The 12,001-nt window shown below is 68.3% G+C and carries 11 protein-coding genes; 4 read left to right on the forward strand and 7 right to left on the reverse strand.

From position 1 onward, the window contains the following. Nucleotides 1–92: 92 nt before the first annotated feature. Both hmgA and ABE488_RS05130 read left to right on the forward strand, forming a co-directional pair. Nucleotides 93–1,412, forward strand: a complete 1,320-nt coding sequence (hmgA, locus tag ABE488_RS05125) for a homogentisate 1,2-dioxygenase (protein WP_346447405.1) — start codon at nucleotides 93–95, stop codon at nucleotides 1,410–1,412. Nucleotides 1,413–1,572: 160 nt separating this feature from the next. Then, a complete protein-coding gene (locus ABE488_RS05130; protein ID WP_346441730.1) occupies nucleotides 1,573–2,235 on the forward strand; it encodes a lectin in 663 nt (220 codons plus the stop codon). Between the two features lie 38 nt (nucleotides 2,236–2,273). Here the strand turns inward: ABE488_RS05130 and ABE488_RS05135 are convergent, their stop codons facing one another. The 6 genes from ABE488_RS05135 to ABE488_RS05160 are packed head-to-tail and all read right to left on the reverse strand — an operon-like array spanning nucleotide 2,274 to nucleotide 8,082. Beyond that, complete coding sequence (locus ABE488_RS05135; RefSeq protein WP_346441729.1) at nucleotides 2,274–2,651, reverse strand: Na+/H+ antiporter subunit G; 378 nt, start codon at nucleotides 2,649–2,651, stop codon at nucleotides 2,274–2,276. After that, the gene (locus ABE488_RS05140; protein ID WP_346441728.1) at nucleotides 2,648–2,932 is read right to left on the reverse strand and encodes a K+/H+ antiporter subunit F; all 285 of its coding nucleotides are present in this window, start codon (nucleotides 2,930–2,932) and stop codon (nucleotides 2,648–2,650) included. The genes ABE488_RS05135 and ABE488_RS05140 overlap by 4 nt, the downstream gene beginning before the upstream one ends. Further along, a complete protein-coding gene (locus ABE488_RS05145; RefSeq protein WP_346441727.1) occupies nucleotides 2,929–3,417 on the reverse strand; it encodes a Na+/H+ antiporter subunit E in 489 nt (162 codons plus the stop codon). Before ABE488_RS05145 ends, ABE488_RS05140 begins: the two co-directional genes overlap by 4 nt. Next, complete coding sequence (locus ABE488_RS05150; RefSeq protein WP_346441726.1) at nucleotides 3,414–4,943, reverse strand: monovalent cation/H+ antiporter subunit D; 1,530 nt, start codon at nucleotides 4,941–4,943, stop codon at nucleotides 3,414–3,416. Before ABE488_RS05150 ends, ABE488_RS05145 begins: the two co-directional genes overlap by 4 nt. Then, the gene (locus ABE488_RS05155; RefSeq protein WP_346441725.1) at nucleotides 4,940–5,305 is read right to left on the reverse strand and encodes a Na+/H+ antiporter subunit C; all 366 of its coding nucleotides are present in this window, start codon (nucleotides 5,303–5,305) and stop codon (nucleotides 4,940–4,942) included. The genes ABE488_RS05150 and ABE488_RS05155 overlap by 4 nt, the downstream gene beginning before the upstream one ends. Continuing rightward, on the reverse strand, nucleotides 5,305–8,082 hold the full coding sequence (locus ABE488_RS05160; RefSeq protein WP_346441724.1) for a monovalent cation/H+ antiporter subunit A: 2,778 nt from the start codon (nucleotides 8,080–8,082) through the stop codon (nucleotides 5,305–5,307). Before ABE488_RS05160 ends, ABE488_RS05155 begins: the two co-directional genes overlap by 1 nt. A gap of 176 nt (nucleotides 8,083–8,258) precedes the next feature. Between ABE488_RS05160 and ABE488_RS05165 the strand changes: the two genes are divergently transcribed. Further along, nucleotides 8,259–9,119: an NAD-dependent epimerase/dehydratase family protein gene (locus ABE488_RS05165; protein WP_346441723.1), complete on the forward strand. Its 861-nt coding sequence runs from the start codon at nucleotides 8,259–8,261 to the stop codon at nucleotides 9,117–9,119. 10 nt (nucleotides 9,120–9,129) lie between these two features. Here ABE488_RS05165 and ABE488_RS05170 read toward each other — a convergent pair whose 3' ends face one another. Continuing rightward, complete coding sequence (locus tag ABE488_RS05170) at nucleotides 9,130–9,624, reverse strand: Mpo1-like protein (protein ID WP_346447387.1); 495 nt, start codon at nucleotides 9,622–9,624, stop codon at nucleotides 9,130–9,132. Nucleotides 9,625–9,852: 228 nt separating this feature from the next. Here ABE488_RS05170 and ABE488_RS05175 point away from each other — a divergent pair, with 228 nt between their 5' ends. Continuing rightward, nucleotides 9,853–11,862, forward strand: coding sequence for a serine hydrolase (locus ABE488_RS05175; RefSeq protein ID WP_346447388.1), 2,010 nt, complete (start codon nucleotides 9,853–9,855; stop codon nucleotides 11,860–11,862). Nucleotides 11,863–12,001: the final 139 nt, after the last annotated feature.

Raw genomic sequence — 12,001 nt, forward strand, 5'->3', positions numbered from 1 at the left:
CGCGACTTGACGCCATGCCCGCGCTGCGCGGTGATGGCAACGATCCTCCAGGTGAAGCGATGAACGCAACGATCGACGACACGATCATCCCGATGCCGCAGGCAGCGGCGCAGCCGCGCCCTGCGTTCGACTACATGTCCGGATTCGGCAACGAGTTCGCGACCCAGGCCGAACCCGGCACGCTGCCGGTCGGCCAGAACTCGCCGCAGCGGGTCGCGCACGGGCTTTATGCCGAGCAGCTGTCGGGCACTGCGTTCACCGCGCCGCGCGGCGAGAACCGACGCAGTTGGCTGTACCGCATCCGCCCGGCAGTGCTGCACGGGCGCTTCGTGCCGTTCGCGCAGCCGCGCTTCCACGACGGTTTCGATCGCGGTCCGGTGACGCCGGAACAACTGCGTTGGAGCCCGATCCCATTGCCCGAGACGCCGGTCGATTTCGTCGATGGTCTGTTCTCGATGGGCGGCAGCGGCGGCGCCGGCGCCTACGACGGCGTGGGCATCCACGTCTACGCGGCCAACGCATCGATGACCGACCGCTTCTTCTACAGCGCCGACGGCGAGTTGTTGCTGGTACCGCAGTTGGGCCGGCTGGTGGTGGCGACCGAGCTCGGCACGCTCGAGGTCGAGCCGCAGGAGATCGCGGTGATCCCGCGCGGCATCCGCTTCCGCGTCGAACTGCCTGACGGGGCGAGTCGTGGTTACGTGTGCGAGAACCAGGGGCGTGCGCTGCGCCTGCCCGACCTCGGGCCGATCGGGGCCAATGGCCTGGCCAACCCGCGCGATTTTCTGACCCCGGTCGCGCGCTACGAGGAGCTTGAGGGCGACTTCTCGCTGATCGCCAAGTTCCAGGGCCATCTGTGGCAGGCGCCGATCGGGCACTCGCCGCTCGACGTCGTCGGCTGGCACGGCAACTACGCGCCGTACAAGTACGATCTGCGCCGGTTCAACACGATCGGCTCGATCAGTTTCGACCACCCGGACCCGAGCATCTTCACCGTGCTCACCTCGCCCAGCGACACCCCCGGCACGGCCAATCTCGATTTCGCGATCTTCCCGCCGCGCTGGCTGGTGGCCCAGCATACGTTCCGGCCGCCGTGGTTCCACCGCAACGTCGCCAGCGAATTCATGGGTCTGGTGCACGGGCAGTACGACGCCAAGGCCGACGGCTTCTCACCCGGTGCCTGTTCGCTGCACAACTGCATGAGCGGCCACGGGCCGGACGCGGCCACGTTCGACAAGGCCAGCGCTGCCGATCTCTCCAGGCCCGACGTGATCGCCGACACGATGGCCTTCATGTTCGAGACCCGTGGTGTGCTGCGGCCGACCATGCAGGCGCTCGAAGCCGCGCATCGGCAGGCGGACTACCAGACGGTCTGGGCGGGCCTGGAGCGTCGGTTCGTCCCACCGCGTTAGCGCAGGACATCACGCCCGCCACGGCGGTGGATGGGCGGGCAGCAAGCGGCGGCAACAATGGGGTCAAGCCGGTGCCCTTCGGCCGCGGCAGCCGCACAGTTCGCAGCCCATTCACGCGGGCTCGCGGACGCTGGCGCGGTCTTTTTCCGTGGAGTGACCCATGAAGCAGACCCTGCCTGCCGTCGCCTTGCTGGCACTCGCGCTGTCCGCCTGCGGCGACCGCTCGCCAACGCCAGCCTCGGGCCCCCAGGCCGATGCCCAGACGCCGCAGGCTGCCGATCCTGCGCCTGCAGGCTCGCCGCCGATGCCGTCCGCAGGCACCGACGCGCCGTCGGCCCCCACGCAGGCGACGGGCACCAACATCCCGCAGGTGGTCGATGGGGTGATCACGTTCGACGGCTTCGGACCGGCGGCGTTCGGCAGCACTGAAGAGGAGGTGCGCATGTCCTGGGGCAATGACCTCGGCGACGCGGCGCCTTCGGAGCCGGGCGGCTGCTACATCCTCAAGCCGCAGCCGATCGGCACGACCGATTACCGGCTCGGCTTCATGATGGAGGGCGATCGCTTCGTCCGGATCGATGTCCGCAACGCGGGCTACACCGCCCCGGGCGGCGGCAAGGTCGGCATGGATCGGGCCGAGATCGTGCGCCTGTACAACGGACGCGTCGAAGCCTCGCCGCACAAGTACGTGGAGGGCGCGCAGACATTGCGTGTCGCCGAAGGCGACAAGGCCCTGGTGTTCGAGACCGATGCAGCCGGCAAGGTCACCGAATGGCGCATTGGTGTGCCGCCGCAGATCGACTACCTCGAAGGCTGCGGCTGAAGCCGCGTCCCTCGCCCAAAGGCGCGGCTGACGGAGGCTCAGTCGCGCTCGGGCGGCGCTGGATCGTCGTCGTCGACCACGCGCTGGTTCGCATCCGGCGTGCGCTCGGGGTGCGGTGGCCGGTTGTCCATCAGCGACAGCGCGGCGCGCGACATCAAGTGCGCGCTGATCGGTGCGGTCAGGAACAGGAACACGGTGATCAGCAGTTCGCGCGGGTGGACGCCGCTCTCGTTGACCGAATGGTAGAGGATCGAGGCGAACAGGATGCAGCCCACGCCCAGCGTGCTGGCCTTGGCCGGCCCGTGGACGCGCTGAAAGAAGTCGCGCAGCTTGAGCAGTGCGATCGCACCGAGCAAGGTGAAGAAGCAACCCACCAGCAGCAACAGCGCGATGACGAGGTCGAGGACGATGTTCATTCCACGACGTCCCGGCGGATCACGTACTTGCTGAGCACCACGGTCCCGACGAAGCCAAGCATCGCGATGATCAGCGCCGCTTCGAAATAGATCTCGGTGTCCATCAGCATGCCGAACAGGATGAGCTGGGCAATTGAGCTGACGTAAAGCGTGTCGAGCGCGAGGATGCGATCGGGCGCGGTGGGCCCGCGCAGCAGACGCCAGGCCGACAGCAGCATCGCGATGCCGACCAGATGCATGCCGGCGATGATGGCCAGCTCGATCAGGGGATTGCCGTTCATGGGAAGATCTCCCGCAGCGGGGCCTCGTAGCGGTCCTTGATCTCGGCGACCAGCGCCTCGGGATCGTTGGTGCTCAGGCAGTGGATCAACAGAAACCGGCGGTCTTCCGACAGTTCCGCGGACACGGTTCCGGGCGTCAGCGTGATCAGGCTGGTGAGCGCGGAGATGCCGTGGATGTTGGTCAGGTCCAGCGGCAGCCAGACGAACTGGGAGTTGAGCTTGTCGCGAGGGCCGAGCACCTGCCGGGCCACAGTCATGTTGGCGACCACGATGTCCCACAACACGCGCGCGGCCAGCGCCCAGACGCCGCGCAATCTGCCGAGTTGGGCGAACTCGCGTTCCATCCGTGAGGCCAGCAGCGGCATCAGCCAGGCCAGCAGCAGCGCCATGACGATGTTGGCCGGGCTGAAGTCCTCAGCCATCAACAGCCAGAACAGAAAGACGGTCAGACTTTGCGGGATCGACGGCAGCAAACGGCGCTTCATCGCGAGGGCTCCCGGATCAACGGCGTGGTTCCGCCGACGCGTTCGATGGTCGCGCTGGTGTCGAGCAACTGGTCGGCGGTCGCCTCGGTATAGCGCAGCAATGGACCTGCGAAGACGGTCATCGCAACACCGTAGGCCAGCAGCAACGTGGTCGCGGCGATTTCGGTCCGGCGCAGGGGCATCGCAGCGGTCCCCTCGGGCGCCGGATCGACACGCCAGAACAACCGAGTGCCACTGCGCGACAGACCGATGATTGCCATCAGGCTGCTACCCAGGATCGCGGCCCATACCCAGCCGATGACCGATTCGGGGACCGAGTTGAGCAATTGCAGCTTGCCGATGAAGCCCGACAACGGCGGCAGGCCGGTGACCGAGATCGCCGCGACCAGGAACAGCAGCGCCGGCACGGTCTTGCCGGGCATCGAGGCGATCGGCATCAGATAGTCGCCGGTGCTGCCACGGTGGCGCTGGATGATGTCGGCCAGCAGGAACAGCGCCGCGGTCACGAACACGCTGTGCGGCAGGTAGTACAAACCGGCGGAGATGGCGCCACGGTTGGCGAGCGCGAATGCGACGAACAGCATGCCCGCCGACAACAGCACCAGATACGCCACGCCGATGCGCAGTCGCGGCGCGCCGACCACGCCGAGCGCGGCCAGGACCATCGTTGCCGCGCCGGCCGGCAACAGCCATGGCCAAGCGAGGTCGGCCAGCAGGCCGGCATCGGCGCCGAACACCAGCGTGAACACGCGCAGGATCGCGTACAGCCCCACCTTGGTCATGATGGTGAACAGCGCCGCCACCGCTGCCGGTGCCCGCGCGTAGGCCTCCGGCAACCACAGGTACAGCGGCAGCAGCGCGGCCTTGGCGCAGAACACCAGTAGCAGCAGGCCGGCGCCAGCGCGCACCAGTGGCGCGGTCTCAGGCGGCACCTGTGCCACGCGGACTGCCATCTCGGCCATGTTCAACGTCCCCAGCAGGCCGTAGAGCAGTCCGAGCGCGAGCAGAAACACGGTCGATGCCGCGATGTTGAACACCACGTAGTGCATGCCGGCCTTGATCCGCGCACCGCGCGCGCCGCTCAGCAGCAGGCCGTAGGAGGCGATCAGCATCACCTCGAAGAACACGAACAGGTTGAACAGGTCGCCGGTCAGGAACGAGCCGTTGAGGCCCGCGAGTTGGACCTGGAACAAGGCATGGAAGTGCAGCGCGCGCTTGTCCCACCCGGCGCAGGCGTAGAGCAGGCACGGGATGGCAAGCAACGTGGTGGTCATCACCATCATCGCCGAGAGGCGATCGACCATCAGCGCGATGCCCAGTCGCGCAGGCCAGTCGCCGAGCAGGTAGACCAGCATCTCTTCGCGCTGGACCTGCAGCAGCAGCGCGATGCTGACCGCCAGCAGCACTGCCATGCCCAGCCACGCCCACAGCCGCAGTGTCGAGGCGCGATGTCGGCGCTCGAGCAGCAACAGCAAGGCGCCGGTGATCAGCGGCACCAGGATCGGCGCGATCGCGATGTGGTTCATCGCCCACCTCCGCGCTGCTCGCTGTCGGGTTCTTCGCCGTCGACATGGTCGGTGCGCAGGTCCGAATGCTCGCGCATCGCGATGACCACGGTTACAGCGGTCATCGCGAACGCGATCACGATCGCGGTCAGCACCAGCGCCTGCGGCAGTGGATCGGTGTAGCTGGCCAGCGTTTCGGGAATACCGTCGCCGAGCACCGGCGGCTTGCCGACCACGATGCGGCCGGACGAGAAGATCAACAGGTTGGTGGCGTACGAGAGCAACGTTAGTCCGAGGATGACGTCGAACGTGCGTGCGCGCAGCAGCAGGTACACGCCCGAGGCGGCAAGCACGCCGATGGCGCTGGCGATCGCAAATTCCATCAGGGCGTCTCCTCGCCGGCCTGGCGTTGCTTGACCGTGCCCATCGTCGAGAGCATCAGCAGCGTGCCGGCGAACACCACGACGTAGACGCCGGTGTCGAACACCAGCGCGCTCGCCAGGGGCAGCATGCCCACGACCGGCAACGTCACATCGATATGGCCGCTGGTGAGGAACGGCAATCCGAACCACCATGAGCCCACGCCGCCGATCACCGCCAGCAGCAGGCCGATGCCGATGCCGCGCAGGTAGTCGAAGCCGAAGGTGGCCTCGACCGCACGCGCGCCCTGCAGGACGTACTTCACCAGCACCGGCACCGCGAACACCAGGCCGGCGATGAACCCGCCGCCTGGGGCGTTGTGCCCGCGCAGGAACAGATAGATCGAGACCGTGAGCGCCAGCGGGAACAGCAACTGGGTGAGGTCGGCCGCGATGGGCAGATGCACCGGCGGGCCGGGCATCACCTCGTCGGGCTGCAGCCGCGCCCAGCGCAGCAGGGCATGCACCACCAGTGCCGCGGTGCCGAATACGGTGATCTCGCCGAAGGTGTCGAAGCCGCGGAAGTCGACCAGGATCACGTTGACGACATTGCGTCCGTAGGCCTCGGGTAGCGAGCGCACCAGCAACTCGCCAGAGATCGTGTCCACCGGCGCCATCATCATCGCGTAGGCCAGCGTCGCCAGTCCGCCGCCGGCGACCAGCGAGATCGCGACGTCGCGTACCTTGCGCAGGGGCGTGCGCGCGACCTTCGACTGCTTGGGCAGGTAATTGAGCGCCATCATCATCAGCGCAATGGTGACCATCTCCACCAGCAACTGGGTCAGCGCCAGATCCGGCGCCGAGAGATAGACGAACATCAGGCTCACGGCCAGGCCCACCGCACCGATGACGATCAGCGCGGTCAGCCGCTTGCCATGCACCAGCACCGTGCCGATCGACGCGGCCACCAGCAGCGCCCACAGGATCCAGCCGATCGGAGGCATGGTCTGCGAGCCGGGCGCGGCGGACACGATCGCGCCGATTTCGCCGACGAGCGGCCAGCCGGCGAGCAGCAACGCGACCAGCAGCAGGCCCAGCAGGCTGCGCTGCAGCCGGCCATTGGCCACGCGGGCGGTGAACGCGCGCGCCAGCGAGAACAGCCGTTCGATGTTGACGTGGAACACGTGGCGGCCGATCGACCGGGTGACCACCGCATGGAAGTCGAGCAGCCGGCGCAGGCCGAAGTACAGCGCCACGCCCAGCACCAGGCTGGCCACGCTCATCAGCAGCGGCAGGTTCACCCCGTGCCAGACCGCAAGACTGAACGCAGGCGCGGCATCGCCGAGCGTGCCGGCGACCATCGTGCGCAGCAGCGGCTGCACCGTCAGTGCCGGCACGATGCCGACCACGACGCACAGCACGGCCAGCACGCCGACCGGGATGCGCATCCAGCGCGGCGGCTCGTGCGGCACCACGTCCAGCGCGCGCGGCCCGTTGCCGAAGAACGTGTCGTGGACGAAGCGCAGGCTGTAGGCGATGCCGAACACGCCGGCGAGCAGCGCCGCGACGCTGATGACCAACCGCATCGTGCCGTGGCCGCCGATCTCCAGTGCCTCGGCGAAGAACATCTCCTTGGACAGGAAGCCGTTGAGCAACGGAATGCCGGCCATCGCCAATGACGCGACGATCGCCAGCGCGCTGGTCATCGGCATCAAGCGCCGCAGGTTGCCGAGCCGGCGCATGTCGCGGGTCCCGGCCTCGTGGTCGATGATGCCCGCCGCCATGAACAGCGAGGCCTTGAACATGGCGTGGTTGAGGATGTGGAACAGCCCGGCGACCACGGCCATGTCGGTCGACAGGCCGAACAGCAATGTGATCAGGCCCAGGTGCGAGATCGTCGAGTAGGCCAGCAGCCCCTTGAGGTCGTGCTGGAAGATCGCGAACCAGGCGCCGACCAGCAGCGTCGTCGCGCCGACGCCAGTGACGACGTAAAAGAACAGGTCGGTGCCCGCCAGCGCGGGGTGCAGCCGCGCGAGCAGGAACACACCCGCTTTGACCATCGTCGCCGAGTGCAGATAGGCCGACACCGGCGTGGGCGCAGCCATCGCCTGCGGCAGCCAAAAATGGAACGGGAACTGCGCGCTCTTGGTGAACACGCCCAGCAGCACCAGGGCCAGCGCCGCCGGGTAGAGGTGGCTGGCACGGATCGTGTCGCCGGCGGCGAGCACCGCATCGAGGTCGTAGCTGCCGACGATGCGCCCGATCAGCAGCACGCCGCCCAGCAGCGCCAGACCGCCCAGGCCGGTGATCGTCAGCGCCATGCGCGCGCCCTGGCGGGCGTCCTGGCGATGCGACCAGAACCCGATGAGCAGGAACGAGCTGATCGAGGTCAGTTCCCAGAACACCGCCAGCAGCAGCAGGTTGCCGGCCAGGACCATGCCCAGCATCGCGCCCATGAACAGCAGCAGGTAGGTGAAGAAGCGTCGCGGGCTGTCCTTGAGCGACAGATAGTAGGCGCCGTAGAGCACCACCAGACCGCCGATGCCCAGCACCATCAGCGCAAACGTCCAGGCCAGCCCGTCCATGCGCAGGCTGAAGTCGAGCCCGGCCTCGGGGATCCATGCGTATCCGGTGCGCAGGATCGTGCCGTCGAACACGTCGCCGGCCGCTGCCGCCAATATCGCCAGTCCCAGCAACGGCACAGAGCCGGCGAGCCAGGCGGTGGTGCGACGCGACGCGTGCGCCGAGAGGGCGACGACGAGCGCCAGCACGAAGGGCAGGGCCAACAACAGTTCGAGCATCGGACTCCTTGTGGAGGCGGTCGGCCAGAAAGCCGGCGGAGCGCGCAAGGGCCGAGCAGTCTAACCGATACGCGCGAACAGTTCGTGGATTTTGCCGGCTATGCTGTGAGGATGTCAGCATGGTCCGTGCCGTTCGCGTCCTCCCGGCGCCGATCGCCTCTTCAGGGCGGGCGGACATGAACAGGCGTGCGCTGGTGTTCGGCGGCAGTGGCGCGATCGGGCGCGCGCTGGTGGTGCGACTCATTGCCACTGGCTGGTCGGTCGACGCGGTCTCCCGCGAGGCCCGTCCACCACAACCGGACCTGCGCTGGCACTTGGGCGGCTTTCAGGCGATGCCGGCGTTGACCGGACGCTTCGATGCCATCTTCAGCTGCGGACCGCTGGACCACTTCTCGGCCTGGTACGCGGCTGTCGCACCCGACTGCCCGCGCGTGGTGGCGTTCGGATCGACCAGCGATGCGACCAAGCAGGCCGCGGCCGACCCCGACGAGCGCGCGCTGGCCGCACGCCTGCGCGAAGCCGGCGCGCGATTGTTCGCCGCTGCCGGAGATCGGGGGGCGGCCGCGACGCTGTTGCGCCCAACCTTGATCTATGGGCCTGGCAGCGCGCACAACCTGGGGCGGGTGGTCGCGCTCGCGCGCCGTCGCGGCCTCTTCGTGCTGCCGTCCGATGCGCATGGCCTGCGCCAGCCCGTGCATGCCGACGATTTGGCGGCCGCGGCGCTGGCTGCGGTCGATGCGTCGTCCGCCGCCGGCCAGGCCTACGCCTTGCCCGGCGGCGAGACGTTGCGCTACCGCGACATGGTCGCGCGCACGTTGGCCGTCCTCGTACCACGGCCGCGGTTGTTGTTACTGCCCGCGCCGTTGTTCGGGGTGGCGCTGCGGCTGGCGCATCGTGCCGGCCAGTTGCAGGGGTTGCCGGCAGGTGCGGTGGCGCGGATGCGCGAGGATCTGGTGTTCGATCCCGGCCCGGCGCAGGCCGCGTTCGGCTACGCGCCGCGGCCGTTCCTGCCCGACGCGTCGATGTTCCCGGACTGAGCGGCCGCTCTCAGTACCGCCAGCCGAGCCGCCGATACAGCTTGGCCAGCACCCACGCCGGCCCGATCAGCAGATAGCGCAGGTCGGTCAGGAAGCTCGGTTTGCGGGCCTCGAACCACCGGCTGTGGCCGATGAACTGGGCGATCCATGCCACGACGAACACCGCTGCGCCCAGCGCCAGCAGTCTCTGCGTGCCGAGTGTGCGATGCAGCCAGGCGGTGCCCGCGGCCATCGCCACGAAGAGTGCGAGCATGCCCAGACCCAGCGGGCGCGACACGCGTTGGTAGAACAGCCAGGCACCGAACATCGCCAGGGCGGCCCAGGCGCCGTGGCGGAAGAACGGGCCTGGCGGCAGACACCACAGCAGGGCCACCACGCTCCACAGAATCGCCGGTACAGCGACGACATGGATCCGCTGGTTGGCGGCGTTGCGGTGATCGGCCGAGTAATGCGCGAACCAGTGCTCGATCGGGCGCAGGCCCTCGTCACCGTGTGTCGTGTCCATCGTGGCTCCCGAATGCCGTGGTGCGGGATCATCTTCGCAGAATGCGGTGCGCCGATGCCGTCCTCCAGTGCGATGTACGGTTGTCCGCCTGGCACCTGCAGTCGCATTCTCCCGATCGGGCACTGCGCGCCGGAAATCGAAAACATTTTCCGATCAGGCTTGACTTGGCCGGTTCAGGGCGAGAGAGTCGGTGGGCTGTCTCGCGTCCGTCCCGTCGAGGTGCCTCCGATGCCCGGTTCGTTGCGTGTGCGATCGTTGCTGGCCTGCGTGCTGCTGTGCACCTCCGCGTTCGCCCAGACGGGGCCTGCGCCAGTCCCCCCGGCGGCGGTCCCCGAGTCGAGGGCGGCTGTCGACACGCCCCCAGCCGCCGACGGGGCCCAGGCCCTGACCGGGACCGACGTGACGGCCTGGCTCGACGGGTTCATGCCCTACGCGCTGGCGCGCGGGAACATCGCCGGCGGTGTGGTCACTGTGGTCAAGGATGGCGAGATCATCGCCAAGCGCGGTTACGGCTACGCCGATGTCGCCAAGCGCCAGCCCGTGGATCCGGATGCCACGCTGTTCCGACCCGGCTCGGTCTCCAAGCTGCTGACCTGGACGGCGGTGATGCAGCAGGTCGAGGCCGGGCGCCTGGATCTGGATGCCGACATCAACGATTACCTCGACTTCCGGGTGCCGACGCGCGGAACGCCGATCACGCTGCGCCACCTGATGACCCACACTTCCGGGCTGGAGGAGCGGGTCAAGAACCTGATGACCACCGAGGCGCAGGCGCGCGCGGGCAAGACCGAGCTCGGTGCCTACCTCAAGGCCTGGGTGCCCGGCCAGGTCTTCGAGCCTGGCTCGGTGCCGGCGTACTCCAATTACGCGACCAGCCTGGCGGGCTACATCGTCGCGCGGGTCAGTGGCGAGTCGTTCGACGACTACATCGAGCGGCATGTCCTGCAGCCGTTGCGGATGACCCGGTCGAGCTTCCGCCAGCCGCTGCCGGACGAACTGGCGGGGCTGATGTCGCGCGGCTACAAACTGGCTTCGGACGAACCCGGCGGTTACGAAGTCGTGCCGTCGGCGCCGGCTGGCGCCCTGGCGGCCACCGGCAGCGACATGGCGCGCTTCATGATCGCGCACCTGGAGACCGCGGCCGGCCGCGATTCTCCGTTGCTCAAGGCCGCGACCGCGGCGCAGATGTACACGCCGCAGACCCGCTTCGTGCCGCCGCTGCGGACCATGGCGCTGGGCTTCTACGAGATCGACCTCAACGGGCAGCGGGTGCTCGGACACGGCGGCGACACGATCTTCTTCCACTCGTATCTGTATCTGTTCCGCGACCAGGGCGTCGGTGTCTTCGTGTCGGTCAACAGCACCGGCGCCGATGGCGCGACCGGCGTGATCCGCAGCGAACTGCTCGAAGGCTTCGCCGACCGTTACTTCCCCGCACAGCCGCCGCAGCCAGTCCAGGTCGATCTCGAGACTGCGAGGGCGCAGGCACGGCTGCTCGCCGCGGGCCATTACTTGAATTCGCGCCGCAGCGAGTCGGGCTTCATGCGTCTGATGCAGCTCCAGCAGGTGCAGCTCGTGGACCACGGCGACGGTTCGGTCGGATTCCCGATGTTCTCCGGCACCGATGGCCAGCCGAGCCGCTTCTATCCGGTGGCGCCATTCGTCTGGCGCACGCTGGATGGCAAGCAGCGCTTGGCCGCCGTGGTCGAGGCGGGCGAGGTCACCGCGTTCTCGGTCGATGCGATCTCGCCGTTCATGCTGTTCCAGCGCGTCGAGGGCTATCGCTCGGGCGCGTGGCTGGTGCCGTTGCTGGGCGTGTCGTTCGCGGTGCTGGTGCTCAGTGCATTGGCCTGGCCGCTGAGCGCCTTGGTGCGGCGCCGCTATCGCCTAGCGCTGCCGTGGCCGCCGCGCACCGTGCGCGCGTACCGGGCCAGCCGCGCCGCGAGCTGGCTGGTGCTGGTGAGCTGGGTCGGCTGGATCGGCTTGATCGCCTGGTTCATGGCCGACTACTTCCGGATCAACGACGGCCTCAATGGTGGGGTCCTGGCGCTGAGCGCGCTGTCGGTCGTGGCGATCGCCGCCGGGGTCGCAACGTCGGTGTGGAACCTGCGCGAGACCTGGCGCGGCGGACGCGGCTGGCCGGCACGGCTGTGGGCGGGCTTGCTGCTGATCGCGATGCTCGCGACCAGCTATGCCGCCGTGATCAGCGGCCTGGTGGCCTTCGTCACCGACTTCTGACCTCAGGATGGGGGCGGCCTGCGCGTCGGTTCCCTAGATCGGTCGAGTCGTGCCGCCCCGATGGCATGGGCATGCGCGCTTCTGAAGGCCGCGTACGGCCCCGGACCACTTTCCTCATCGGGGCGCAGCGCCCGGCGCG

It is taken from the genome of Luteimonas sp. TWI662 (genome assembly GCF_039673825.1).
Lineage (GTDB): Bacteria > Pseudomonadota > Gammaproteobacteria > Xanthomonadales > Xanthomonadaceae > Luteimonas.

Excerpts from the sequence above, each read along its gene's own strand:
- ABE488_RS05175 (WP_346447388.1), top strand. The coding sequence starts at position 9,853 with ATGCCCGGTTCGTTGCGTGTGCGATCGTTGCTGGCCTGCGTGCTGCTG.
- ABE488_RS05160 (WP_346441724.1), bottom strand. The coding sequence starts at position 8,082 with ATGCTCGAACTGTTGTTGGCCCTGCCCTTCGTGCTGGCGCTCGTCGTC.
- ABE488_RS05135 (WP_346441729.1), bottom strand. The coding sequence starts at position 2,651 with ATGAACATCGTCCTCGACCTCGTCATCGCGCTGTTGCTGCTGGTGGGT.
- ABE488_RS05165 (WP_346441723.1), top strand. The coding sequence starts at position 8,259 with ATGAACAGGCGTGCGCTGGTGTTCGGCGGCAGTGGCGCGATCGGGCGC.
- ABE488_RS05150 (WP_346441726.1), bottom strand. The coding sequence starts at position 4,943 with ATGAACCACATCGCGATCGCGCCGATCCTGGTGCCGCTGATCACCGGC.
- ABE488_RS05155 (WP_346441725.1), bottom strand. The coding sequence starts at position 5,305 with ATGGAATTTGCGATCGCCAGCGCCATCGGCGTGCTTGCCGCCTCGGGC.
- ABE488_RS05130 (WP_346441730.1), top strand. The coding sequence starts at position 1,573 with ATGAAGCAGACCCTGCCTGCCGTCGCCTTGCTGGCACTCGCGCTGTCC.
- hmgA (WP_346447405.1), top strand. The coding sequence starts at position 93 with ATGCCGCAGGCAGCGGCGCAGCCGCGCCCTGCGTTCGACTACATGTCC.
- ABE488_RS05145 (WP_346441727.1), bottom strand. The coding sequence starts at position 3,417 with ATGAAGCGCCGTTTGCTGCCGTCGATCCCGCAAAGTCTGACCGTCTTT.
- ABE488_RS05140 (WP_346441728.1), bottom strand. The coding sequence starts at position 2,932 with ATGAACGGCAATCCCCTGATCGAGCTGGCCATCATCGCCGGCATGCAT.
- ABE488_RS05170 (WP_346447387.1), bottom strand. The coding sequence starts at position 9,624 with ATGGACACGACACACGGTGACGAGGGCCTGCGCCCGATCGAGCACTGG.